Consider the following 25,348-nt stretch of genomic DNA (forward strand, 5'->3'; position numbering starts at 1 on the left):
CTTCGGCTCCACGAGCCGGCACGGGAGCAATGCGGATCCGACTACCGTGTAGCGCTGTCGGCCCATCTCCCCTGTCGGCTTCGGTACCCACAGAAGTGCGAGGATTCATGCAAGACGACGTGCTCTTGGTTCACGGCGGTTCCCCGCTTGAGGGCGAGGTTCGCGTCAAGGGCGCCAAGAACCTGGTGCCGAAGGCAATGGTGGCCGCGCTCCTGGGCGAGGCGCCGAGCCGACTGCGCAACGTCCCGGAGATCAGCGACGTGCGGATCGTCAAGGGCCTGTTGCAACTGCACGGCGTGGCGGTCCGCGACGGCGAGGAGCCCGGCGAGCTGCTGATGGACCCGACCCAGGTCGAACAGGCCAACGTCGCGGACATCGACGCGCACGCGGGTTCGAGCCGGATCCCGATCCTGCTCTGTGGACCGCTGCTGCACCGACTGGGTCGCGCGTTCATCCCGGACCTGGGCGGCTGCATGATCGGCGACCGACCGATCGACTTCCACCTCAGCGTGCTGCGCGAGTTCGGCGCGGTGATCACCAAGCGTCCCGAGGGGCTCTACATCGAGGCGCCCAACGGCCTCGAGGGCACCAAGGTCAGCCTGCCGTTCCCGAGCGTGGGCGCCACCGAGCAGGTACTGCTCGCCGCGGTGCGCGCGGAGGGCACCACCGAGCTGTCCAACGCGGCGGTGGAGCCGGAGATCATAGACCTCATCTGCGTGCTCCAGAAGATGGGCGCGATCATCTCGGTGACCACGGACCGGGTGATCCGGATCACCGGCGTGTCCAAGCTCGGCGGCTACGACCACCGTGCCCTCCCGGACCGCCTGGAGGCCGCCTCCTGGGCCTGCGCGGCGCTCGCCACGCACGGTGACATCTACGTCCGCGGCGCCCGCCAGCTGGACATGATGACCTTCCTGAACGTCTTCCGTCAGGTCGGCGGCGCGTTCTCGATCGACGACGAGGGCATCCGCTTCTGGCACCCGGGCGGCCCGCTGAACGCGATCGCGCTGGAGACCGACGTGCACCCCGGTTTCCAGACCGACTGGCAGCAGCCGCTGGTGGTCGCGCTGACCCAGGCCACCGGGCTGTCCATCGTGCACGAGACGGTCTACGAGCGGCGGCTGGGCTTCACGTCCGCGCTCAACCAGATGGGTGCCACGATCCAGCTGTACAGCGAGTGCCTGGGCGGCACGCCGTGCCGCTTCGGCCAGCGCAACTTCCAGCACTCCGCGGTCATCTCCGGGCCGGCCAAGCTGCACGCGACCGACCTGGACATCCCGGACCTGCGCGCGGGCTTCTCGTACCTGATCGCCGCACTCGCCGCGGAGGGCACCTCGCGGGTCACCGGCATCGACCTGATCGAGCGCGGCTACGAGGACTTCCAGGCCAAACTGGAGGCGCTGGGCGCTCGCGTGGAGCTGCCGATGCGGGTCACCGAGAGCGTCGCCTAGCGATTTCCCCCCGGCCGCTCGGGCCCCGATGCCCCTTCCCGGGGCCACAGGGGCCCGAGGAGGGCCGGAAACGGTCCCGGTGGACCCGACAACGCCGGAAGGGCGGCTTCCCCGAGGGGAAGCCGCCCTTCCGGTTTTCCACCGGGGCGCTACGGACCTACTTGCCCGAGGCCGCGGCCTTGAGCTTCGAGCCCGCCGAAACCTTGACGCCGAAGCCGGCCGGGATGTCGATCGGGTCACCGGTCTGCGGGTTCCGCGCGGTGCGGGCGGCACGGTGGGTGCGCTCGAAGGTGAGGAAGCCCGGGATCGAGACCTTCTCGTCACCCTTGGCGACGATCTCGCCGACGACGTCGGCGAGCGCGCTCAGTACGGCATCCGCGTCCTTGCGGGTCACGTCGGCGCGCTCCGCGAGGGCGGCCACCAGCTCACTGCGGTTCATGTGTCACTCCCGTGTCTTGCTGACCTCCGCCGACGACCACGAACGTGGTCGCAAACGTGGTTCAGTCCAACTCGCTGTTCTTGCCCCGGGGACGAATCCTGCACTCATCCATGCCCGGAAGCTAATCAAGGACACGCGAAATCACTGGGAAAGCCCCGTGATTTCGCGGTTCCGGCAGATTACGGGGCCGTTCGGGGGCCCCTGCAACCGGGATCCGTACGGACAGTACGACGATCATCCCGCAGGGTTCTGACGCTCCGCCAACACCGCGTCCCGCACCGCCGCGGCCACCACGGCGGACACCTCCGGGTGGAAAACACTCGGAATGATGTAATTCGGGTTCACTTCGTCGTCGGAGACCACCGACGCCAGTGCCCGCGCGGCGGCGAGCAGCATGTCGTTGGTGATGTGCCTGCTCTGCGCGTCCACCAGGCCTCGGAAGACACCGGGGAAGACGAGCACGTTGTTGATCTGGTTCGGGAAGTCGCTGCGGCCGGTGGCGACCACCGCGGCGTGCTCCAGGGCCGCCGCCGGGTCCACCTCGGGATCCGGGTTGGCCAGTGCGAACACGATCGAGTCCGGGGCCATCGCGGCGATGTCGGAGCCGGCGAGTACGTTCGGCGCCGACACGCCGATGAACACGTCCGCACCGACCACGGCCTCCTTGAGGGTGCCGGTGAGGGCCTGCTCGTTGGTGTGCTCGGCGACCCAGCGCAGGTCCTCGCCGAGGTCCGTACGGCCCGTGTGCACCACGCCGTGCACGTCCGCGACCACCACGTGGCCCGCGCCCGCGGACAGGAGCAGCTTGAGGATCGCCGTGCCCGCCGCACCCGCGCCGGACATGACAATGCGCACATTCTCGATCTTCTTGCCGACCACCCGCAGCGCGTTGGTGAGCGCCGCCAGCACCACGATCGCGGTGCCGTGCTGGTCGTCGTGGAAGACCGGGATGTCCAGCGTCTCGCGCAGCCGGCGCTCGATCTCGAAGCAGCGCGGCGCGGAGATGTCCTCCAGGTTGATCCCGGCGAAGCCCGGCGCCATCACCTGCACGGCCCGGACGATCTCGTCCGGGTCCTGGGTGTCCAGGCAGATCGGCCAGGCGTCGATCCCGGCGAACCGCTTGAACAGGGCCGCCTTGCCCTCCATCACCGGCAGCGCGGCCTTGGGGCCGATGTTGCCCAGGCCCAGCACCGCGGAGCCGTCGGTGACCACCGCGACGGTGTTGCGCTTGATGGTCAGCCGGCGCGCGTCGTCCGGGTTCTCCGCGATGGCCAGACACACCCGCGCCACGCCCGGGGTGTAGATCATCGAGAGGTCGTCACGGTTGCGGATCGGATGCTTGGACTGCATCTCGATCTTGCCGCCGAGGTGCATCAGGAAGGTCCGGTCCGAGACCTTGCCGAGGGTGACCCCCTCGATCTCCCGGATCGCCGCGACGAGCCGGTCGGCGTGGTCGGTCGAGGTCGCGGCGATCGTGACGTCGATCCGCAGGCGCTCGTGGCCGGACGCCGTGACGTCGAGCGCGGTGATCGACCCCCCGGCGGATTCGACCGTGTTGGTGAGTCGACTGACCGACGGGCCCCCTGCGGGGACCTCCAGTCGAGCCGTGATCGAGTACGAGGCGCTGGGCGCTGCGGGCATGAACTCTTTCTCCTCCGATCGCTGCGACGCCCGTTTCCCACGGCGTCGCATCGCCCTCGATGGTCTCACTTCGTGGACACGGCCGGTTCCGGGGGCCGCGGCGCGGCCCGCCTTACCCGTCGAAAGCGGCCTCGCAAACTGTGATCCTCGTCCTTCGCCGATCATTCCGGCGCCGGCGAGTGGTCGGTTACGCTGTTCAACGACACCGGCTCGATCCAAGCCCCCGGGCCCAACCATTAGTCCCTACGAGGGACCACTTGCCGAGAGGCGAGCATTGGCGGGTCGGTGTCCTCGACATCACGAACCGGCGTCCCCCCAGGGGCCGCCGGTTCGTCGTTTTCCGGGCACGGGTCGCACCCGTGCCGCCGCCCGAACGGGCACGCGAGAAGGCCCGGTGTGCGAGCACACCGGGCCTTCTCGTCAACAGGGGTGGAGGTGGCGGGAATTGAACCCGCGTCCTACGGTGCGGAACCAGAGCTTCTCCGAGCGCAGTCCACAACGATTTTCTCGGCCCCGGTGTTCACGTGGACAAGACACCGACGGGCCCAGTTACTGTTTTTTGTCCCGCATGACCCCGTAACCGGGTCGTACGGTGGAGTCCCCTAGATTATGCCAGGGTCCGGGGCGGGGACGCACCCGGTCTGACACCTTCGGATACTCGCTTAGGCAGCGAGGGCGAAGGAATCGCGCTTGGTATCGGCGATTATTTGTTTGCGACAGGTGGTTAACGAGATCATTGTCGCTTCCTCGGCTCGCTTCCTCTGCTTCGACAGCCGCAGTCGAAACCGATCACCCCCTATTGAATTTTCAAGCAACCACCGAGGCTCCGAGGAACCCGGGTGTCCTGCTCGACGGCCCGACCCGCCACACTTGCTCGGCCCGAACCAGGCACATCGTACGGTCCAACGTCGGACCGGTCCACTTCATTCCCGATGGGTCACCGCCGATTCCCGGTGGGTCACTGCCGGCGGCCGCGCACGTACTTCGACATCACGCGGTCCGTCTCGCGCTTGTCCTGCTGTTCGCGCAGGGTCTGTCGTTTGTCGTAGTTCTTCTTGCCCTTGGCCAGCGCCAGTTCGAGTTTGGCCCGACCGTCCTTGAAGTACAGGCTGAGCGGCACCAGGGTGTGACCCGTTTCCTGGGTCGCCTGGACCAGCTTGTCGATCTCGTGCCGGTGCAGCAGCAGCTTGCGCTTGCGCCGCGCCGCGTGATTCGTCCACGTGCCCTGCGAGTACTCCGAGATGTGCACGTTGTGCAGCCACACCTCGCCGCCGTCGATGCTCGCGTAGCCGTCCACCAGGGACGCCTTGCCGGCCCGCAACGACTTGACCTCGGTGCCGGTCAGGACGAGGCCGACTTCGAGGGTGTCCTCGATGAGGTAGTCGTGCCGCGCCTTCTTGTTCTGCGCGATGAGCTTGCGCCCGGTCTCTTTCGCCATGATCCCTGCATTCTCGCGCATGGCCGCAAGCTCATTACCCGTCCGGGTGGGTGGTCTTTCCGCCCCGGTTCCGTCCCCGCCGTCGTCCCGGTCTCACGACCGCCGACTTCCCGGTCTCACAACCACAGCGCCGGATCGACGAAGTCGCCGTCCACGAGCACTTCGAAATGCAGGTGTGCGCCGGTGGACCAGCCGGTGTTGCCCGATCGGCCGACCTGCTCGCCGCGGGAGAGACGCTGCCCCTCGCGCACGGTGATCCGGGACAGGTGGTTGTAGGTCGTGGTCAGCGCGACCCCGCCGACGCGCCCGTGCGAGAGCACCACGCGGTAGCCGTACGCCGCGTTGTAGCCGGTCTGCACGACCGTGCCCGCGCGGGCGGCACCCACCGAGGTGCCCTCCGGGACCGCGAAGTCGGTGCCGGTGTGCAGCTTCGTGTACTCCAGGACCGGGTGGTAGCGCATCCCGAAGCCCGAGCTGACCGGCCCGCGCACCGGGTACGACAGCGCGCCGCCCTGTTTCGAGGACGCCGCCGGGCGGCCGGCCGCCCGGGCCGGCGCATTGCGCCGGTTCACCAGCTCGGTCAGCCGCTTCTGCTCGATCCGGGTCGCCTCGTAGCGCTGCTGGTCGGCCGCCTTCTCCTCACGCGCCGTGGCCAGAGCGGCCTCGCGCTGCGCCGCCAGCGCGGTCACCTTCGCCGCCGCGTCGGCCGCGGTCTTCTCCAGCGCGACCAGCTCGGCCAGATGCCGCCCGGCCTCCGCGTGCCGGACCCGGGCCTCCTCGCGGCGCCGCTCCAGCTCGGCCCGCCGCACGTCGATCGCGTCGCGGGTGCGCTCCAGCCGGGCGATCGTCTCGTGGTCGGCCTGGAGCATCTGCCGGTAGCCCTGGAGGCTGCTCAGCAGCTCGGCAGGGGTCTGCGCGCGCAGGATCATCGACAACTGGGCCATCCCGCCGTTGCGGTACGCCCGACCCACCAGCCGCGTGACGTCGTCGCGCACCGCCTGGGTCGACGCGGCCACGTCGTGCAGCTCGGCCTCCGCGGTGCGCACGGCGGCCTCGGCCAGGTCCACGCCGTGCCCGAGCTCGGCGGTCCGGGCCCGGGCCTGGGCCACCTGCGCGCGCGCCGCGTCCAGCGCGGCCTGCGCGCCCGGCTGTGCCGCCACGGCCTCGGCGTACGCGGTCTCCGCGCGGGCGAGTCGGGCCAGCGACGCGTCCAGATCCGCCCGCATGTCCTTGGCCGCGACGTCGGCGCGCTGCTTGCGGGCGGGCGCGTCGCCGTCGGCGTGCGCAGGCACGAAGCCCACCGCGGCGGCCGTGATCACCACGAGCGCCGACAATCCGAGTCGCCTGGTCCGAATTCTGCGCATGATCACAAGAAACGCGTAATCGGCGCGAATTGCCACGACCCACACCGGTATGGAAGTAATACGAACCCATCCGGCCGCATACAAACGTTCGAAGGCCCTGTCCGTCGCACGGAACAGGGCCTTCGAGGCGGATCCGGGCCGGATCCCGGGGTCAGACCTTGAGGTACTTGAGCAGCGTGAAGAACGACGCGATCGCGGACATCAGCACGCCGAACACGACCAGGAGCGGCAGGGTCGCCAGAACCGGACCCCACCCGATCAACTCGAAGGCGTTGAACTGCTGGCCGAGGCCCTTCTTGACGCCGAAGAAGAACCCGGTGCTCAACAGACCGGAGGCCAGCGCACCGCCCAGCAGCCCGGCGATGGCGGATTCCATGATGAACGGCAATTGGATGTAGAGATTCGACGCGCCGACGAGCCGCATGATGCCGGTTTCCCGCCTACGGCTGAACGCGGACACCCGGGCCGTGTTGACGATCAGCAAAATCGCCACCAGGAGCATGAAGCCCATCACGCCGATGGCGGCCCACTGCGCGTTGTTCAGCAGCTTGAAGAACGGCTCCAGGATCTTGCGCTGGTCCTGTACCGACTGCACACCCGGTCTGCCCGCGAACGCGCTCGCCACCACCGTGTACTTGGTCGGGTCCTTGAGCTTGACCCGGAAGGACTCCGGCAGCTGGTCGGCGGTCACGCTGCCGGAGAGCGGGGATTCCTTGTTCTGTTCCTTGAAGTGCTGGAAGGCTTCCTGCTTGGTCTCGTAGTAGGTCTTCTCCACGAGCGGCATCCGGCTGAGCTCGGCCCTGATCGCCTCGCGCTGCTCGTTGGAGACCTCGCCGCCCGCACATCCGGCGTCCTTGTCGCTCTTGCCGCACAGGAAGATCGAGACCTCGACCCGGTCGTACCAGAAGTCCTTCATTTCGTTCACCTGAACGCGCAGCAGCAGACCCGCTCCGGCCAGCGTGAGGGACAGCGCGACACTGACGATCACCGCGATCGTCATGGTCAGGTTCCGGCGGAGACCGACTCCGATCTCCGAGAGGACGAACTGGGCGCGCATGATGTCCTAGTCGCTAGGGGCGCGGCCGGACTGCCGCGCCGTGGTGGTCCGGTGGATCAGTGCTGGTAGCCGTACACGCCGCGAGACTGGTCGCGGACCAGCCGGCCCTGCTCCAGCTCGATGACGCGCTTGCGCATCTGGTCCACGATCGCCTGGTCGTGCGTGGCCATCAGAATCGTGGTGCCCGTCCGGTTGATCCGGTCGAGCAGCTTCATGATGCCGACGCTGTTCTGCGGGTCGAGGTTGCCGGTGGGCTCGTCGGCGATGAGGATCATCGGCCGGTTCACGAAGGCACGGGCGATCGCCACGCGCTGCTGTTCACCACCGGACAGCTCGCCGGGCATGCGGTCTTCCTTGCCGCCCAGCCCCACCAGGTCCAGAACCTCCGGTACCACCTTGCGGATCGTGCCTCGGGGCTTGCCGATCACCTCGAGGGCGAACGCGACGTTCTGGTAGACCGTCTTGTTGGGGAGCAGTCGGAAGTCCTGGAAGACGGTGCCCACCTGGCGGCGCAGAGCCGGCACCTTCCAGTTGGACAACCGGCCGAGGTCCTTGCCGGCCACGAAGATGTTGCCTAGCGACGGTCGCTCCTCTTTGAGGACGAGCCGCAGGAAGGTGGACTTACCCGAGCCCGAGGACCCGACGAGGAAGACGAACTCACCCTTCTCCACTTCGAGGGAGACGTCGTGCAACGCGGGGCGCGGCTGCTTCGGGTAGGTCTTGCTGACGTTGTCGAATCGGATCACGGTTGCATCACGGTGCGCCAGTGTAGGGGGCAGGGCATACGGCTGGGGGCACAGAGGTGGCCAAGGGACCACACTGCCCGGAGCCGGGCGCCCAGGCTCGAACAGAGTGGTCGTCGGGCATGGCCATGCCGTGAGTGTAAGCGGCACAGTGGAAGGCGACGGGAACTTCCCACCGCGTCGTGAGCGTTATGCGTATCGATGCGTGATAGCGGAGCAATCGAGGCGGAGGAGTCGCGATGACCTTGGACCGCCTGGTGTGCGCGAACTGCGCCGGCCTGGTTGCGGAGGGTCGCTGCCCGACGTGCCGGGCCAGCCGCGAACGGCTCCAGCGCTCCGGCGGACTCAACCCCGCGATGCTCGCGGCGATCGCACTGCTGGTCCTGGTATGTGCGCTGCTGTTGGCCCGCGTGGGCGGCTGAGCCTGCCGCGGCCGAGCCGCCGGGCCTGATCGGGCACGGCGCGGGTCGATCGACCCGCACGCGGCCCCCTGTGAACGACACGAAGTGCCGTAGACGACACGAAGGCCCTGGGTGCCCCCAGGGCCTTCGCGCTGTACAGCGGCGCTCCGCAGCTTCCGGAACCCGGATCGGGCCTTGTCGGCAGCTGTCCGACACGGACCGACCCGAGCGGGCGCCCCGTTCTCGATGCCGGGCCAGGGCCCGGCCTCGTACCGCGGTGCCGCCCACCGTCCGTGGTCCCGAGCCGACCGTTACACAGACGCACTCGCGATGACGCGGTGCGCCCGGCTCGGAACGGCGGGACGGCGGATTCAGTGCCCCGGAACCGCCGCGCCGGGGCACAAGTCTTCGACTCAGGCCGCGGAGGCCTGCTGACGGCGCTTGAGCCGCGCCGGCAGGACGGTGAAGGTGAAGCCACCGGCCGCCATCGCGGCACCGCCGACGATCAGGAACGCCATGTTGGCGCCGGAACCGGTCGAGGCCAGTTCCTTGTTGGCGGGCTGCTGCGCCGCCGGAGCGGTGTCGCCGCCACCGAAGTCGCGCACGGGGGCGTTCTGCTGGTCGCCGTTGCCGCTGGTGGTGCGGGTGTTCCCGTCGCCGCCGCAGTTCAGGTCGAGCCCGCCCGAGGCGTGCGTGGCGTCACACGTGTTGCCACCACCGGTGCTGCCGTTCGAGCTGCCGTTCGAGCCGCCCTTCGAGGTGTTCCCCGAACCGTTCGAGGAGCCCTTGGTGCTGCCCGAGGACGTGCCCGTGGAGGTACCCGTCGAGGTGCCCGCGGACGTGCCCGAGGAGGTACCGGTCGAGGTGCCGGTCGACGTACCCGTCGAGGTGCCCTGCGACGTACCCGCCGACGTGCCCGTCGAGGTGCCCTGCGACGTGCCCGAGGAGGTGCCCGACGACGTACCCGTGGAGGTGCCCGTCGAGGTGCCCGTCGACGTACCGGTGGACGTTCCGGTGGAGGTGCCCGTCGAGGTGCCCGTGGACGTCCCCGCCGAGGTTCCGGTGGAGGTACCGGTCGAGGTACCGGTGGACGTCCCCGCCGAGGTACCGGTGGAGGTGCCCGTCGACGTACCCGTGGAGGTGCCCGTCGAGGTACCGGTCGAGGTGCCCGTCGACGTACCCGTCGAGGTACCGGTGGACGTCCCCGCCGAGGTACCGGTGGAGGTGCCCGTCGAGGTACCGGTGGAGGTGCCCGTCGACGTACCCGTCGAGGTGCCCTCGGACGTCCCCGGCGGGCACGTGTGCGTCTGCTCGCACCCGTCGTCCGGACCGCCGTCCGTCGCGCTCGCGACGCCCGCGACCGCGAAGGACGCGCCCGCCGCGAACAGCGCGGCGGCGGCTATCCGAGCCGTCCGGACGCGCATTTTGGTTGTCATCAATTAACCCCCAGTTGGATGAGATCCCCGTGTCCGCGCCGGCGCGGGTGGGGTCCCAAACGCCGTTGGGCATCACCTCGGCGCGCGTCCGTGCCATCTGTCGATGCGCCTCGGACTCCGATCGGATGCGTCGCGGTAATGCCGCCGTTCAGACTGGTAACCGGGCGGATGCCGCGTCAAGGGCATTCGGAGAGGGTTGCGGGGGTAATTCCGATTCGCCGAGAAAATCGGCACGAAAGCGCAACGCGGCATACCACGAGGGCCCCCGCGGATACGCGGAGGCCCTCGTGGTCACGAATCGGGTTATTGCGCCCCGTCGTTGTCGACGCGGGCGCCGCCCGCCGATGCGCTACGCGGCGGCGGTCTGCTGCTGCTTGCGCCAGCGGATACCGGCCTCGATGAAACCGTCGATTTCGCCGTCGAGCACCGACTGCGGGTTGCCCACCTCGAATTCGGTGCGCAGGTCCTTGACCATCTGGTACGGGTGCAGGACGTACGAACGCATCTGGTTGCCCCAGGACGACCCCTCGCCCTTGAGCGCGTTCATCCGGGCCTGCTCCTCCTGGCGCTGCCGCTCCAGCAGCTTGGCGGACAGCACGGCCATGGCGGACGCGCGGTTCTGGATCTGCGAGCGCTCGTTCTGGCAGGAGACCACGATGCCGGTCGGGATGTGCGTGATGCGCACCGCCGAGTCGGTGGTGTTGACGCCCTGTCCGCCGGGACCGGACGAACGGTAGACGTCCACCCGCAGCTCGGACTCGTCGATGTCGACGCGGTCGCTCTGCTCCACCACCGGCAACACCTCGACGCCCGCGAACGAGGTCTGCCGACGGCCCTGGTTGTCGAACGGCGAGATCCGCACCAGGCGGTGCGTGCCCTGCTCGACGGACAGGGTGCCGTACGCGTACGGCACCTTGACCGCGAAGGTGGCCGACTTGATGCCGGCCTCCTCGGCGTAGGACGTGTCGTAGACCTCGGTCGGGTAGCCGTGCCGCTCGGCCCAGCGGGTGTACATCCGCAGGAGCATCTCGGCGAAGTCGGCGGCGTCCACGCCACCGGCCTCGGAGCGGATGGTCACCAGCGCCTCGCGCGAGTCGTACTCGCCGGAGAGCAGCGTGCGCACCTCGAGTTCGCCGACCGCCTTGTGCACCGAGGTGAGTTCGTTCTCGGCCTCGGTGCGGGTGTCCGCGTCGTCCTCGGCCTCGGCCAGCTCGAACAGGACGTTGATGTCGTCGAGGCGCCGGCGCAGCTCTTCGACCCGGCGCAGCTCGCCTTGGAGGAACGAGAGACGGCTCGTCACCTTCTGGGCGGCTTCCGGGTCGTCCCACAGGTCCGGCGCAGCCGCCTTTTCGTTGAGCGCGGCCACATCGGCCCGCATCTTGTCGAGGTCGAGGACGGCCTCGATCGACGTCATGGTCGACTCGACGGACTTGAGCTCTTCGGAAGGATCAACGGCAGCCACGCGACCATCCTAAGTGGACGGCGGGCCGGACTCGGACTCAGCCCGCGTCGGGACTCGACGATGCGGCCTGGAGCCGACCGTTGTCGGCCCGGATGTACACGTCCACCCGATCGGGTCCCGCGGCCACCGCGGCGGGGGCGTCGGCGGTGGCGGTGTTCGGGTCGACCGGCCGCCAGCCGCCGTCGCCGGGCACCGCGCCGAGCAGTCGGCCGTTGCCGTCGCGGGCCAGCACGACCAGGCCCCGGCCCGGGCTGTAGGCGGCGGCCGGGCGCGCGGAGGCGACCAGGCCGACCCGCTCGGGCTCGCGCCAACCGCCCTCGACGAAGGGGATGTGCAGCACCGCGTGGTCGCCGGCGCGCACCACGAACGCGTCCAGCATGCCGGGGGCGCCGGCGGTGAGCGCGGGCGCGGCCTCGATCCGGCCGGCGCTGGGCACGGTGGTGAAGCCGCTCCAGCCGGCCCCGGTGAGCGATCCGGCGGCCAGGCCGTCGGTGCCGGTGCGGGCGACGATGTCGATGCGATCGCCGGTGGCGACCGCGGCGGGTGCGCCGCCGAGCTTGGTCTTGGCGTCCGTCCTGGTCCAGTCGCCGAATCGGCCGTCGGCCAGCGTCGTGCGGTAGAGCAGCTTGTCGGTCGACCCGACCGCGAACACGTCCACCCGGCCGGGCGCGGCACTGACCACGGCGGGATCGTCGGTGGTGCGGAAGGCGGGCAGTCGGCGCCACTCGCCCCAGCGGGGCCCGTCGCTGCCGAGGTACCACAGGGCGCCCTCGCCGTCGCGTTGCACCACGTAGCTGTGCTCGGCGTCGGCACGGGTCACCGCCGGGCCGCCCTGGAGCAGCACCGGCGCGGCGGGCAGCGGCGCGAACGCGGCCCACGTGTAACCGCCCGTCGCGTGCCCCGTGCCCGGCCCCGCGGAGCCGGCGGGCGCGGGCGGGATCGGCCGCGGGGCGCCGGAGGTCTGTCCGGCGGGTCGGGTCGGGGTGCCCTCGTCCCGGGTGAACCACACCGCGCCCGCACCGACCGCCGCGATGGCGAGCACACCGCAGATCACCGGGATCAGCCGCCGGCGCGCACCGCCCTGACGTCGGGCCGGTTTACTGCGCCGGTGCGACTGCACCGGCGCAGCTCCGTCGAACACCGGACGGGTCAGGTTGGTGTGCGTGTCCCGGCTGCCGTCGGCGGCCTCCGAGGTGCCCGAGACCAGGGGGACCACGCCGGCCGGCCGTGGCACGGGGGTGTCCTGGCGGCCGACGTTCCCGTTGGGGTCGGGCACGTCGAACGCGGGCAGGCCGATCAGCGCGGGCAGTGCGGAGCGCAGCCGTTCGCCGAACTCGCGGGCGGTCAGCCGGGCCGCGGGTGCCTTGGACAGGCAGGACGCGAGCACGGCGGCGAGCGGGTCGGGCAGCCCGGGAATGCCCGGCACCGGTTCGGTCACGTGCCGGCGCAGCACCGCGCCGGGGTGTCCGCCGCCGAACGGGGTCCATCCGGTGAGCAGTTCGTACAGCACGGTGGCCAGCGCGTACACGTCCACGGCGGCGGTCGGCTGCAGGCCCTCGATGATCTCGGGGGCCAGGTAGTCGGGCGTGCCGATGATCCGGGTGGCCCGGGTCCGGCGCGGCGCGTCGACCAGACGGGCGATGCCGAAGTCGGTGAGTCGGGCCCGGGAGACCCCGCCCGAGTTGTCGATCAGGATGTTCTCGGGTTTGACGTCGCGGTGGATCACGCCCTCGGCGTGCGCGGCGGACAGGCCGTCCGCGACGTCGGCCACGATCGCGGCGGCCAGCCGGGGCGTGAGCACGCGTTCGCGCTCCAGCCGGGCGCGCAGATCGGGACCGATCACCAGGTCCATCACCAGCGCGAGGTCGGTGCCGTCGACGACCAGGTCGTGCACACCCACGATGTTGGGGTGGTCCAGGCTGGTCAGCGCGGTGCGCTCCTGGACGAAGCGGGCGACCAACACCTGGTCGGACGCCAGGTCTTCGCGCAGCAGCTTGATCGCGACGGGTCCCTCGGGGCCCTCGCCCTGCCAGACGGTCCCGCTGGCGCCGCGCCCGAGCACCTTCAGGGCGACGTATCGGCTACCGATCTTGCGTGCCAAAGCAGCTCCGTGGACCCAGCGAGCGTGGTGCTCACAGCGGACTTCCCCGACCGCACCCTACGCGGCCGGCTCCCGGAAACGGGGACCGTCGGGTAGGACGGCGTGTACGAGGTCGTCCTCGACACGGGCGATGGGGGATGACTATGCGTCAATTCTTCTTGTCGCCGCCGCTGTCGCCGCCGGTGACGAAGTCCTTGACGGTGTCGTACCAGCCTCGAACGGTATCGAACCCGTCGATAGCGGAGTTCACCCAGTCGCGCAGCGGGCTGAACCAGTAGACGGCGAACAGGATCGCGGCCATGATCACCAGCCGCAGCAGGCAGCCGATGGTGCAGCCCACGCCCGGGATGCTGGTGAGCCGGAAGCCGCGCCGCCGGCGTGGCTCGCGTTCGCGGGGCTCGCGCTCCCTGGGTTCGCGCGGTTCGCGGACGACGCGTTCGCGGCGCCGCGGCTCGCGCTCGGGTGCCTCCTCGCGGCGGTAGCGCGGCGGCGGTGGCGGAGGAGGTCCGGGGTCGGCGGGCGGCGGTGTGCCGGCCGGCCGGGCATGCTGCTGCACCGGCTCGGCGTAGGCCGGCTGCGGCGGGTAGTGCTGCGGCGGTTGCGGGTAGCCCGGCGGCTGGGTGCTCATCACCCGGGTCGCATTGGGTGGGCTCGGCGACACGGGCGGCGGTGTGGTCGGCGGTGTCGGATACCCGACCTGCGTCTGCGGAAGGGCGCGGGTGGGGTCGGCGGCGGCCTGCGCGCCGAACGCGCTCGCGGCCAGCACCTGCGCGAGCGAACCGTCGTCGGGCCGGGCGCCGGCGACGATGTCGGCGGCCAGCCGCAGTGCCCGGCCCAGGCCGGCCGCGTCCGGGCGGCTCTCGGGCCGCTTGGCCAGGCAGCGCTCGGTGATCAGCCAGTAGGCGTCGGGCATGCCGGCCGGGCGGGTGGGCACCTCGGTCAGGTGGTGGTGCAGCAGCGCAATCGGGTTGGTGTCCCGGAACGGCGGGTGCCCGGCCACCAGTTCGTAGAGCACCACGCCCGCGGCGTAGACGTCCACGGCCGGGGTCAGCGGGCGGCCCTCGGCGGTCTCGGGCGCCACGTAGCTGGGTGTGCCGACGAGTTCGTGGGTGCGGGTGAGCGCGGGCGAGTCGGCCAGGCGGGCGATGCCGAAGTCGGTCAGCATCGGGTAGAGCGAGTCGCCGTTGCGGGCGAGCATGATGTTGGCGGGCTTCAGATCCCGGTGGATCACCCCGTCCGCGTGCGTCACACTGAGCGCGTCGCAGATCTGAGCCATCGTCAAGGCGGCCGGGGCCGGCGGCAGCGGGCCGTTCTCGCGGAGGTAGGTGCGCAGGTCGGGCCCGTCGATCAGGTCCATCACCAGGGCGAGCGTCTCGCCCTCGACGACCAGGTCGCGCACGTGCACGAGGTTGGGGTGGCGCAGATTCAGCAGCAGCGAGCGTTCGCGCAGGAAGCGGGTGACCACGTCCGGGTCGGTGCTCAACTCCTCGCGCAACACCTTGACCGCGACGATCTCGCCGGAATCGCGCACGCTCGCGCGCCAGACGGTGCCACTGGCTCCGCGCCCCAGGGTTTCCTGAAGCAGATATTTGCTGCCGACCGGCCGGTCCACGACGCTCCCCACTGTCCTGTCCGCCACCTGGGCGGTGGTGCCGGGTTGCCTTCCACCCTAGGTGCTACACGGCCGAGGACGCATCGACCCCAGGTACGGTTCGGGTCCTGCCCTTAGATGTTGTCGGACCGATACTCGGCGATACGGGCGGCGGGGCCTGTCCGGGGTGTCCGCATCACGTTCGGGCGATTCGCCGGCGACTCGGTCGCTTACGGTCGAAATTCGGACAAGATCCGTCGTCTGTCCGGCCGTAGGCGACATGACGGTCGCGGGTGCGAGGATGCCTCTTGTTTTCTGCTCGGAGGAGGGAGGCGCGCATGCAGATCCGGCTCACCGTGCACGGCCCGCAGCGGACCGGACCGGGCGCCGACGTGCTCGTCACCGCGCCGTCCGGGACGACGTTCGCGGGGATCGCGGGCGCGCTGCGGACCGCCTCCGGGACCGACGGCCAACGCTTTTGGGTGGGCGACATCCGGCTGCGCGACGACACCCCCGTGGGTCGGCCGCCGCTGGTGGACGGCGCGCTGATCACCGTCGACGCGCTCGGCTCGCCCTCCCCCTCGGCCGGCTCCCCACAGTTGCGCGTGGTCGGCGGCCCGGACGCGGGCGGCGTGCACCTGCTGCACCAGGGCGGGGTGCGGATCGGCCGCGCGCCCGAGGCCGAGGTGCGCCTGGGCGACCCCGACCTGTCCCGGCTGCACGCCGAATTGTGGATAGAGCCCGGCCGGATCCGGATCGCCGACCTCGGCTCGACCAACGGCACCACCGTCGACGGGATGCCGATCGGCCGCGAACCGGTCGACCTGCCGCCGGGCTCGCTGCTGCGGGTCGGCGAATCCACCCTGCAGACCTTCCTGCCCCTGCCGTACGGCTCCCCCGAGGACTCCTCCGGCGCCTGCGCCCGGGCCGACGGCACCGGACACATCGAGGTGCGCCGCACCGCCCGCGCCCAACTGCCGGTGCCCGCCCGGGCCCGCTTCGAACTGCCCGAGGAGAGCGCGGGCCGGCGCCGCCCGTTCGCGCTGCGCCGCCGGGCCGCCGGGACCGAGCGCGAGACGATCGAGGCGGCGGCCCGCTCGGCGCTGCTGGACGAGGTCCGTTGGCGCCGCGACCAGTCGCCCGACCCGGCGACGCTGTTGCTGGACGCGCTGTCCACCGGCGAGCCGGGTCCGGCGGGTCGGTTGTGGGAACGTGGGGCCGGCCACCCGGAGGCGCTCGGCGTGCGCCTGGGGGTGGGCGACCTGCCCTCGCGGGTGACCCTGGTGGAGCCCTCGACCGTCGCGGGCACCGACGGCGAGGAGCGCAGGCTGACCGCGTTCTCGGTCCCGGTCACCGTCTCGCTCAAGGACACCGTGCTCGGCCTGGCCGGACACCGGCCCCGGCTGCTGGGCCTGGCCCGCTCGGTGGTGGCCCAGATCGCCGGACTGCACGGACCGCAGGACGTGGAGCTGGTGGTGCTGTGCGCGGACCCCGGCACCGCCGCCGACTGGTCCTGGGCCCGCTGGCTGCCGCATCTGCGGCCGGGCGAGGGCCAGGACTGCCGACTCCTGGTCGGCCTGGGACCGGATCAGGTGCAGGCGCGCGCGGGCGAGTTGCTCGATCGCATCGACACCGCCGAGCGGGTCCCGGTCCGGCGCACGGTGGTGGTCCTGGACGGCGCGGGCCGGCTGGCCGCCCGCCCGGAGATCGTCCGACTCCTGGTCGAGGGACCGGCGGCCGGCGTACATGCGCTGTGTCTGGACGAGCGGGCCGAGGAGTTGCCCGTGCAGTGCTCGGCGGTCGCGCACGTCACCGGCGAGGTGGGCACCCGGATCGACGTGATCGGGCCGGGCACCCGACGGGTGGAGGACGTGGTCGCGGACGCGGTGTCGTCCGCGTGGGCGGACCGCTTCGCCCGTGCCCTGGCGCCGTTGCGCGAGGCCACCCGCCGGGTCACCTCGCCGCTGCCGGAGTCGGTCCGGCTGCTCGACCTGCTCAACCTGGACCTGCTCACCCCCGCCAAACTGCTCGCCGGCTGGCGCGAGGCGGGCCGCTCGCCGCGCGCGGTGCTCGGCTCGGACGCCCGCGGCGCGGTCACCGTGGACCTGTCCACCGAGGGGCCGCACGTGGTGATCGGCGGGGCCGCGGGCTCCGGCCGCTCCGAGTTGCTGGCGTCCGTATTGTGCTCGCTCGCGGTGGCCAATCGGCCGGACGAACTCGCCATCGCGCTGGTCCGGGGGCCCCAGGGGCTCTCCGAACTGCCCCACGTGGTGGGCTATCTCGCCGACGCGGAGATCCCGGCCACCGGTGATGCGATCGCGGCCGTGCGGGATGAACTGGACCGCCGCGAGGGGCTGCTGCGGGGCGCCTCGTTCGAGACGTACCGACCGGGCCCGGGTCGGCCGCTGCCCCGGCTCGTGGTGGCGGTGGACGACATAGACCTGCTGGCCGAGGCGTACCCCGGCTTCGTCAAGGGCCTCGCCGACGTGGCCCATCGCGGCGGCGCGCACGGCGTGCACCTGCTGGTGACCACCGGCCGGCCCGCCCGGACGCCGGAGATCGAGGCCGCCGCGGGCGCCGAACTGCGGATCGCCCTGCGGGTGGACGACCCGCAGGCCTCGCGGGTGCTGATCGACGTCGAGGACGCGGCGGGTGTGGACGAGGACTATCCCGGCCGCGGCTTCGTGCGCGGGCGGGACGGCGCCGTCGTCCCGTTCCAGGGCGGACGGGTGACCGGCCGGATGCCGCGCACGGCCACCCTGCGCCCCACCGTGGTGCGCCAGGAGTGGCAGGAGATGGGCAACCGCCTGGCCCGCCGCCCCACGCCCGTGGGCGGCGGCAAGGGCCCCACCGACCTGGCTCTGCTCACCGGCGCGGTCCGCCGGGCGGCCGAACAACTCGGCACCCCGCTCCAGGCCCCGCTGTGGCCCGCTGCCCCGCTGGAACACCTGGCCCGCAAGGCCCGATGACCCCACCCACCCCGAAGCCGCCCGGGACCCCACCCGGACCGCCGGCCGCCGTCGGGCGCGCCGCCGCCGAACAATCCGCGGTCCGGTACACCCGGGGCAACGGGTGGGCGGGCGGGCAAATCCCTCCCGACGCAACCGACTACACAGGCAACCCCGGCGCCGGAAACCCACCCAGGAGCTCCCGCACTTCGGACCGCACCGCGGCGATCTCGTCCTCCGACCCCACCGCCGCCCTCGTCACGATCCGATCCATCCATCGCGCGATCAACGGCATGTGCTCCTCGGAGAGCCCTCGCGACGTGAGCGCGGGTGTCCCGATCCGAATCCCGGAGGGGTCGAACGGCGAGCGGGTGTCGAACGGCACCGTGTTGTGGTTCACCACGATCCCCGCCCGATCCAGCGCCTTCGCCGCGACCTTCCCGGCCACCCCTCGCCGGGTCAGATCCACCAGGAGCAGATGGTTGTCCGTCCCGCCCGACACCAACTCGAAGCCGCGCGCCGCGAGTTCTTCGCCCAACCGCTTCGCGTTCGCGACCACCTGCCGCGCATAGGCCCGGAATTCGTCCGTACCGGCCTCGCGCAGCGCCACCGCGATGGCCGCCGTGGTGTTGTTGTGCGGCCCGCCCTGAAGGCCCGGGAAGACCGCCTTGTCGATCGCCTTGGCATGTTCGGCGCGGCACATCAGCATCGCCCCGCGCGGCCCCCGCAGCGTCTTGTGCGTGGTCGTGGAGACCACGTCCACGTGCTCGACCGGCGAGGGGTGCACCCCACCCACGATCAGCCCGGCGATGTGCGCCACATCCGCGACCAGGATCGCGTCCACCTCGCGGGCGATCGCCGCGAACCCGGCGAAGTCCACCGTGCGCGGCACCGCCGTACCGCCGCAGAAGATGATCCGCGGCCGCTCGCGCAGCGCGAGATCGCGCACCTCGTCCAGGTCGGTGCGCCCGGTGTCGGCACGCACGCCGTAGCGAACCCCGCGGAACCAGGTCCCGGTCGCGGACACGCCCCACCCGTGGGTGAGGTGGCCGCCCATCGGCAGCGCCATGCCCAGCACCGTGTCGCCGGGCCGGGCGAAGGCGAGGTAGACCGCGAGATTGGCCGGCGAGCCCGAATACGGCTGCACGTTGGCGTGATCCACGCCGAACAACGCCTGCGCCCGTTCGCGGGCGATGATCTCGATCGGGTCGATGTTCTGCTGGCCCTCGTAGTACCGACGGCCCGGATAGCCTTCCGAGTACTTGTTGGTGAGCACCGTCCCGGTCGCCGCCAATACCGCGGCGGAGACGTAGTTCTCGCTCGGGATCAGCCGCAGCGTGTCCTGCTGGAGTCGTTCCTCGGCGTGCACCAGCGAGGCGATCTCCGGGTCGGTGCGCCCCAGTTCGTGGTGGCGGTCGGTCATGTGCCCGTGCGTGTCCATGAGTTCTCCGGCTCGGTTCACAGGGAATGTGATCCGGGTGCCCAGGCGGACGACACCTCGTCGGTGGAACCGCCGCTTCCTCGTGGTCGATCCCACGCTTACGCCAGTCGCGGCCCGCTCAGCATACGGAGCGCGACCGGCACCCGCCGGCTCATCACGCAGTGATGATCAAAAGTCACGAATAGAGCTCGTTGCACGGGGCAAGGCTTGTGGCGAGCGCCACACCAGGCGTACCACAGGACATCACAAGGCGGCATCTGTCCATCCTCGGGGGATTTCGTGGCGGAAGTGGTTCTGGATGGAGTCGGAAAGCTGTATACGGACGGCACTCGAGCGGTCACCTCGCTCGATCTGGCCGTCGAGGATGGTGAGTTCCTGGTTCTGGTAGGCCCGTCGGGATGCGGCAAGACCACCGCGTTACGGATGGTCGCCGGCCTGGAGGAGATCAGCGAGGGCACGATCAGCATCGGCGACCGGGTCGTCAATCGCATTCCCTCGCGCGATCGGGACGTGGCGATGGTGTTCCAGAGCTACGCGCTCTATCCGCATCTGAACGTGCGGGACAACATCGGATTCGGGCTTCGATTGCGGAAGTTGCCCAAGAACGAGATTCGCGAACGCGTCGACAGGGCGGCCCGGACCCTGGGCCTGGAGGAGCACCTCGGCCGAAAACCGCGGCAACTCTCCGGCGGCCAGCGGCAACGGGTGGCGATGGGCCGGGCGATCGTGCGTGAGCCGCAGGCGTTCCTGATGGACGAACCGCTGTCCAATCTCGACGCGAAGCTACGCGTGCAGATGCGCGCCCAGATCGCCCGACTGACCCGCGAACTGGGGGTCACCACGCTGTATGTGACACACGATCAGACCGAGGCGATGACCCTCGGCGATCGGGTCGCGGTGATGAAGAAGGGGGTCCTTCAACAGGTCGCCCCGCCGCAGGAGTTGTACGACCACCCGGTCAATCTGTTCGTGGCCGGTTTCATCGGCTCGCCCGCGATGAACCTGATGACCGGCACCCTGAAGCGCGACGACGCGGGCGGCACCACGGTGCACATCGGCAGCCAACGGTTGACCGTGCACCCCGACGTGCTCGCCGCGCGCCCGGCACTGGCCGGCTACCACGCCCGCCCGCTGATCGTCGGCATCCGCCCGGAGGACCTGTACGACACCGCCCTTGAGGGCACCGAGCCCGCCGAGGGCACGGTCCTGCGCGCCGAGGCCGACCTGGTCGAGGCGATGGGCTCGGAGGTGCTCGTACACGTGCGCGTGGACGCGCCCCCGGCGGTCACCGAGGACGTCCAGGAACTGGCGCGCGACGTGGGCGCGGAGGACACGGTGCCGGACGCCGACGCGGCGCATTCCGAGCTCGTGGCCCGCTTCGGGCCGCGTACCCGGGCCCGCGAGGGCACCGACGTGGTGATGCGGGTGGCAACCGACCGGCTGCACTTCTTCGACCCGGAGACGGGTCTGTCCATAACGGAGGATGCGTGAAGCGGTTCGTGGGCGCCTTGGCGGTCGCCTCGATGCTCGCCATGGGTCTCGCGGCCTGTAGCGACGACGGTGACGACAAGGGCAAGAAGAACGACCCGACGCCCGGCGGGAGCGGCGCGCCGGCCGTACCCCGGCTCGACGGCACCACGGTGAGCGTCGCCGCGGTGTGGACCGGCGACGAGCAGGCGGCGTTCAAGAAGGTGCTCGCCGATTTCGAGAAGCGCACCGGGGCCAAGACCGAGTTCATTCCCACCGGCGACAGCGCCTCCACGTTCCTGGGCCAGCGGGTCGAGGGCAACGCGCCGCCGGACGTCGCGTTCCTGGCCCAGCCGGGCGTACTCCAGCAGTTCGCCCAGAAGGGCTGGATCAAGCCACTCGCGGCCGACGTGCAGCAGGCCGTGCAGGCCAACTTCTCGTCCCAGTGGCAAAAGCTCGGCTCGTACCAGGACAAGCTCTACGGCGTCTACTACAAGGGCGCCAACAAGTCGCTGGTCTGGTACAACGCCAAGGTCTACGAGAACGCGGGCGCGACCGAGGCCAAGAGCTGGGACGACCTGCTCAAGAACGCGGGCCTGATCTCCGACTCGGGCACCGCGCCGTTCGCCATCGGCGGCGCCGACGGGTGGGTGCTCACCGACTGGTTCGAGAACATCTACCTGAGCCAGGCCGGCCCGGAGAAGTACGACCAGTTGGCCAAGCACCAGATCCCGTGGACCGATCCCTCGGTCAAGACCGCCCTGGAGACCCTGGCCCAGGTCTTCGGCAAGAGCGACTGGTTCCCCGGCGGCAGCGGCGGCGTGCTCCAGACCGAGTTCCCCGCGTCCGTACCGCAGGTGTTCGGCGACCCGCCGAAGGCCGGGATGATCGCGGGCGGCGACTTCATCGGCACCAACATCCTCAAGGACACCAAGGCCAAGATCGGCACCGAGGCGAAGTTCTTCGGGTTCCCCGCGGTCGGCACCGGCAAGGCGCCGGTGGTCACCGGCGGCGACGTGGCCGTGGCGATGAAGGACTCCCCCGGCGCACAGGCGCTGCTGAAGTACCTGGCCTCGCCGGAGGCGGCCAAGGTGTGGGCGGAGCAGGGTGGTTACCTCTCGCCGAACAAGAACCTGGGCATGGCGTACTACCGCGACAACGCCACGCGCAGGATCGCCGAGAACCTGATCACCGCGGGCGACGACTTCCGCTTCGACCTCTCCGACCAGGCACCCGCCGCCTTCGGCGGCACCAAGGGCGAGGGCGAGTGGCGCGATCTCCAGGACTTCCTGCGCAACCCCTCGGACGTGGCCGGGGCGCAGAGCAAGCTCGAAGCGGACGCCGCCAAGGCATACGCGGGCGGGTGATCCGCTGCCATGAGTGACAAGGCACCCGTACCGGTCGCGGTGCCCGAGAAGACGAAGCCGATGCCCGCGCGCGAGTCGCGCGGGCTCGGTTCGGGCGCCCTGTTGGGCTGGCTGTTCCTGCTGCCGGCCATCGTCATGCTCGCCGTCCTGGTCGCCTATCCGATCGTGTGGTCGCTGCTGCGCAGCCTGTTCGGCGCGGACGGCTGGTCGGACTTCGTGGGGATCGACAACTACAAGGAACTGTTCACCGACGACGACACCTTCACCGCGCTCAAGAACAACCTGATCTGGGTCCTGGTGGTGCCGGCCGCGGTCACCTCGCTCGGTCTGATCTTCGCGGTGCTGACCGAGCGGGTCAGGTTCGCCACGGCGTTCAAACTGATCGTCTTCATGCCGATGGCCGTGTCCATGTTGGCCGCGGGCATCACCTTCCGGCTCGTCTACGACCGCGAGCCCGACCAGGGCGTGGCCAACGCGGTGGTCACGAGCGTGCACGACATCTTCAGCGAGGGCGCGCCGTATCCGGGGGCCCGTCCGCGCAACGACACCGTGCTCACGCCGCAGGCGGGCGGCTTCGTCACCAGGGCCGGCACCGAGCCCGGCGGTACGGCGCTGCTGCCGCTGGTCTCGCTGCCCCCGGAGAAGATTCCCGGCGACGCGCGGGAAGCCAAGCCCGGCGTGCCGCCCGCCGGCGGACTCGGCGGCGTGGTGTGGGTCGACTTCACCAAGGGCAACGCGGGCAAGCCCGGCGTGGTCGATCCCGGCGAGAAGGGGCTGCCCGGGGTAAAGGTGGAGGCGGTCCGCGGCGGGAGGACCGTCGCGAGCGCGACCACCGGCAAGGACGGCTCGTTCACGATGCCCGCCTCCGCCGCCCGCGGGGGGCCGGTGCAGATGCGGCTGACCGAGGCCAACTTCGCCAAGTCCTTCGGCGGCTACGACTGGCTCGGGCCGAACCTGATCACCGCCGCGATCATCGGCGCCTACATCTGGATGTGGGCGGGCTTCGCGATGGTGCTGATCGCGGCGGGCCTGGCCGCGATCCCGCGGGACGCGCTGGAGGCCGCGCGGGTGGACGGTGCGACCGAGTGGCAGGTCTTCCGCCGGGTCACCATCCCGCTGCTGGCCCCGGTGCTGGTGGTGGTGATGGTCACCCTGGTGATCAACGTGCTCAAGATCTTCGACCTGGTGTTCATCATCTCGCTGGGCTCGTCGCAGAAGGAGGCCAACGTCCTGGCCCTGCAGATGTACATCGCCTCCTTCGGCGGCGGCAACAACCAGGGGCTGGGCAGTGCCATCGGCATCCTGCTCTTCCTGCTGGTGCTGCCGGCGATGTTGTTCAACATCCGCCGCTTCCGAAGGGAGAACCGGTGAGCGCGTCCGCAGCCCCCGACCTGACGAAGCCCGGACAACCGCCGGCGGGCCGGGAGGGAGGCATCAAGCGCGGTCTCGCCTCGCGGATCGTGGGCCGCACCGGCGGCGGCCTGGCGGCGATCGCGCTCGTGCTGATCGCGCTGTTCTGGCTGATGCCCACGTTCGGCCTGCTGGTCTCCTCGCTGCGCGACCCGCAGGAGATGAGCAAGTCCGGCTGGTGGAAGGTGCTGGGCAAGCCGAGCGACCTGACCTTCTCGAACTACGACAAACTGCTCGACAACAAGGACATGACCCGGGCGTTCTTCAACACGATCTGGATCACCGTGCCCAGCACGCTGTTGGTGATCCTGATCGGCTCGCTCGCGGCCTACGCCTTCGCGTGGCTGGAATTCCCCGGTCGGGACTGGCTGTTCCTGATCGTGGTCGGTCTGCTGGTGGTGCCGGTACAGGTCGCGCTGATCCCGATCTCGAAGCTGTACGGCAACACCGGCCTGTTCGGCACCATCCTGGGCGTGGTGTTGTTCCACGTCGCCTTCGGCCTACCGTTCGCGGTGTTCCTGCTGCGCAACTACTTCGCAGGCATCCCCCGCGACCTGCTGGAGGCCGCCCGGATGGACGGCGGCACCGACCTGACCATCTTCTTCCGGGTCATCCTGCCGCTGGGTCTGCCGGCGATCGCGTCGCTGGGCATCTTCCAGTTCCTGTGGGTGTGGAATGACATGCTGATCGCGTTGATCTACGCGGACACCGAATCGGCGCCGCTGACCGTCGCGTTGCAGTCCCAATCCCGGGCGTTCGGCGCCAACATCGACGTGCTGGCGCCCGGCGCCTTCCTGTCGCTGATCGTCCCAGTGATCGTCTTCTTCAGCTTCCAGCGCTACTTCGTCCAGGGCGTGATGGCGGGCGCCGTGAAGTAGTCGAGCCGATCGAGCACACGATCGACGCCGAAGTGGCGTCGTGGGCAACGGCCGCGTGGCCGTCCGGCAACATCCGGACGACGCCCCGCGGCCTTTGTGTTTCGTGCCGCGTTTCGTACCGCGTTTCGTACCGCCATCGTTACGGATCCGACTTCGGGAACGGGATTCCGTGTGACATCGTCCGAAGGCGTAGGGTGCTCCCCGCCGCTTCGGAACCGGCTCGGGGGTGCACCGAACGGGGGGCAAACGTCATTTCGGGGGAACAATGAGGGGAAATCGTCGAATCGGTTTTCTGCGAACCCTGCTGATCGCACTGGTCATCGAAACGGTGCTGATGAGCGCGACCGCGATCACGCTCGCGATCATGTCGTTCGCGGTTCGCGACGACCGCAAGAGCCTGGAAGGGCTCGGCGACCTGCTGCTGATCGCATCGGTGTTGTGCGCGGGCATCGCGGTGGTCTGCGGCATGGGCGTCGCCGGTGTGCGCGACGCGATGCGGCGCGGCACCGGGGCACTGGCGCGTGCGGCCGCGGTGGGCCTGATCCACGTGTTCGTCGCGCTGGTGGCGGCACTGATGGCCTGCCCGACCTGGTCGATCCTGGTGGCCGGCCTGCCGGCGCTGATCTACCTGCCGTGCTGGTGGGCCGTGCGCGAACGCAGCCACCACGAACTGCTGATGCTCGAACCGTAGTTGCCGCCGCACAGGCCGCCGG

General features: G+C 70.4%; 20 protein-coding genes, 1 other RNA gene and 1 riboswitch. Of the genes, 9 read left to right on the plus strand and 12 right to left on the minus strand.

What is annotated here, in order from left to right; translation table 11 throughout:
* The first annotated feature begins 107 nt into the window (after positions 1-107).
* Positions 108-1,451, plus strand: a complete 1,344-nt coding sequence (gene murA, locus ACFZBU_RS41715; protein WP_391589006.1) for a UDP-N-acetylglucosamine 1-carboxyvinyltransferase — start codon at positions 108-110, stop codon at positions 1,449-1,451.
* A gap of 157 nt (positions 1,452-1,608) precedes the next feature.
* Here the strand turns inward: murA and ACFZBU_RS41720 are convergent, their stop codons facing one another.
* The 7 genes from ACFZBU_RS41720 to ftsE all read right to left on the minus strand — a co-directional run bounded on the left by ACFZBU_RS41720 (position 1,609) and on the right by ftsE (position 8,136).
* A complete protein-coding gene (locus tag ACFZBU_RS41720) occupies positions 1,609-1,890 on the minus strand; it encodes an HU family DNA-binding protein (RefSeq protein WP_355539945.1) in 282 nt (93 codons plus the stop codon).
* Positions 1,891-2,124: 234 nt separating this feature from the next.
* Positions 2,125-3,531 (minus strand): NAD-dependent malic enzyme, encoded by a 1,407-nt coding sequence (locus ACFZBU_RS41725; RefSeq protein WP_391589007.1) that lies wholly within the window; start codon positions 3,529-3,531, stop codon positions 2,125-2,127.
* A gap of 427 nt (positions 3,532-3,958) precedes the next feature.
* Positions 3,959-4,328: a transfer-messenger RNA gene (gene ssrA, locus ACFZBU_RS41730) on the minus strand.
* Between the two features lie 161 nt (positions 4,329-4,489).
* Entirely contained in the window at positions 4,490-4,969 is a 480-nt protein-coding gene (gene smpB / locus ACFZBU_RS41735) for an SsrA-binding protein SmpB (protein ID WP_026218821.1), read from the minus strand.
* A gap of 116 nt (positions 4,970-5,085) precedes the next feature.
* Positions 5,086-6,333 (minus strand): M23 family metallopeptidase, encoded by a 1,248-nt coding sequence (locus tag ACFZBU_RS41740; protein ID WP_391589008.1) that lies wholly within the window; start codon positions 6,331-6,333, stop codon positions 5,086-5,088.
* A 151-nt stretch (positions 6,334-6,484) separates the two neighbouring features.
* Complete coding sequence (gene ftsX, locus ACFZBU_RS41745; protein WP_391589009.1) at positions 6,485-7,390, minus strand: permease-like cell division protein FtsX; 906 nt, start codon at positions 7,388-7,390, stop codon at positions 6,485-6,487.
* 56 nt (positions 7,391-7,446) lie between these two features.
* Positions 7,447-8,136 (minus strand): cell division ATP-binding protein FtsE, encoded by a 690-nt coding sequence (gene ftsE, locus ACFZBU_RS41750; RefSeq protein ID WP_020553326.1) that lies wholly within the window; start codon positions 8,134-8,136, stop codon positions 7,447-7,449.
* A gap of 236 nt (positions 8,137-8,372) precedes the next feature.
* Here ftsE and ACFZBU_RS41755 point away from each other — a divergent pair, with 236 nt between their 5' ends.
* Positions 8,373-8,555, plus strand: coding sequence for a hypothetical protein (locus ACFZBU_RS41755; protein ID WP_020553325.1), 183 nt, complete (start codon positions 8,373-8,375; stop codon positions 8,553-8,555).
* A gap of 392 nt (positions 8,556-8,947) precedes the next feature.
* On the opposite strand, the gene ACFZBU_RS41760 is transcribed toward ACFZBU_RS41755, so the two are convergent.
* Positions 8,948-9,139: an LPXTG cell wall anchor domain-containing protein gene (locus ACFZBU_RS41760; protein WP_360307270.1), complete on the minus strand. Its 192-nt coding sequence runs from the start codon at positions 9,137-9,139 to the stop codon at positions 8,948-8,950.
* Between the two features lie 88 nt (positions 9,140-9,227).
* Here ACFZBU_RS41760 and ACFZBU_RS41765 point away from each other — a divergent pair, with 88 nt between their 5' ends.
* Positions 9,228-9,977 (plus strand): hypothetical protein, encoded by a 750-nt coding sequence (locus ACFZBU_RS41765; RefSeq protein ID WP_391589010.1) that lies wholly within the window; start codon positions 9,228-9,230, stop codon positions 9,975-9,977.
* Between the two features lie 342 nt (positions 9,978-10,319).
* On the opposite strand, the gene prfB is transcribed toward ACFZBU_RS41765, so the two are convergent.
* The 3 genes from prfB to ACFZBU_RS41780 form a co-directional block, all read right to left on the minus strand.
* Complete coding sequence (prfB, locus tag ACFZBU_RS41770) at positions 10,320-11,432, minus strand: peptide chain release factor 2 (RefSeq protein ID WP_391589011.1); 1,113 nt, start codon at positions 11,430-11,432, stop codon at positions 10,320-10,322.
* Between the two features lie 37 nt (positions 11,433-11,469).
* Positions 11,470-13,533, minus strand: coding sequence for a protein kinase (locus ACFZBU_RS41775; RefSeq protein ID WP_391589012.1), 2,064 nt, complete (start codon positions 13,531-13,533; stop codon positions 11,470-11,472).
* Between the two features lie 148 nt (positions 13,534-13,681).
* Entirely contained in the window at positions 13,682-15,172 is a 1,491-nt protein-coding gene (locus tag ACFZBU_RS41780) for a serine/threonine-protein kinase (RefSeq protein ID WP_391589013.1), read from the minus strand.
* 290 nt (positions 15,173-15,462) lie between these two features.
* Here ACFZBU_RS41780 and ACFZBU_RS41785 point away from each other — a divergent pair, with 290 nt between their 5' ends.
* A complete protein-coding gene (locus ACFZBU_RS41785; RefSeq protein WP_391589014.1) occupies positions 15,463-18,093 on the plus strand; it encodes an FHA domain-containing protein in 2,631 nt (876 codons plus the stop codon).
* Positions 18,094-18,232: 139 nt separating this feature from the next.
* On the opposite strand, the gene glyA is transcribed toward ACFZBU_RS41785, so the two are convergent.
* Positions 18,233-19,513, minus strand: coding sequence for a serine hydroxymethyltransferase (gene glyA, locus ACFZBU_RS41790; protein ID WP_391589015.1), 1,281 nt, complete (start codon positions 19,511-19,513; stop codon positions 18,233-18,235).
* Positions 19,514-19,545: 32 nt separating this feature from the next.
* Positions 19,546-19,634: riboswitch (ZMP/ZTP riboswitch) on the minus strand.
* 158 nt (positions 19,635-19,792) lie between these two features.
* Between glyA and ACFZBU_RS41795 the strand changes: the two genes are divergently transcribed.
* The 5 genes from ACFZBU_RS41795 to ACFZBU_RS41815 all read left to right on the plus strand — a co-directional run bounded on the left by ACFZBU_RS41795 (position 19,793) and on the right by ACFZBU_RS41815 (position 25,326).
* Positions 19,793-21,004: an ABC transporter ATP-binding protein gene (locus tag ACFZBU_RS41795; RefSeq protein ID WP_391589016.1), complete on the plus strand. Its 1,212-nt coding sequence runs from the start codon at positions 19,793-19,795 to the stop codon at positions 21,002-21,004.
* Positions 21,001-22,347, plus strand: coding sequence for an ABC transporter substrate-binding protein (locus ACFZBU_RS41800; RefSeq protein ID WP_391589017.1), 1,347 nt, complete (start codon positions 21,001-21,003; stop codon positions 22,345-22,347). The genes ACFZBU_RS41795 and ACFZBU_RS41800 overlap by 4 nt, the downstream gene beginning before the upstream one ends.
* Positions 22,348-22,356: 9 nt before the next feature.
* The gene (locus tag ACFZBU_RS41805) at positions 22,357-23,718 is read left to right on the plus strand and encodes an ABC transporter permease subunit (RefSeq protein ID WP_391589018.1); all 1,362 of its coding nucleotides are present in this window, start codon (positions 22,357-22,359) and stop codon (positions 23,716-23,718) included.
* Between the two features lie 20 nt (positions 23,719-23,738).
* On the plus strand, positions 23,739-24,635 hold the full coding sequence (locus ACFZBU_RS41810; protein ID WP_391589039.1) for a carbohydrate ABC transporter permease: 897 nt from the start codon (positions 23,739-23,741) through the stop codon (positions 24,633-24,635).
* Between the two features lie 265 nt (positions 24,636-24,900).
* Positions 24,901-25,326 carry a hypothetical protein gene (locus ACFZBU_RS41815; protein ID WP_391589019.1) on the plus strand — a complete coding sequence of 142 codons (426 nt, stop codon included), beginning with the start codon at positions 24,901-24,903 and terminating at the stop codon, positions 25,324-25,326.
* Positions 25,327-25,348: the final 22 nt, after the last annotated feature.

The sequence above is a fragment of the Embleya sp. NPDC008237 genome, assembly GCF_042956465.1.
Classification (GTDB): Bacteria; Actinomycetota; Actinomycetes; order Streptomycetales; family Streptomycetaceae; genus Embleya.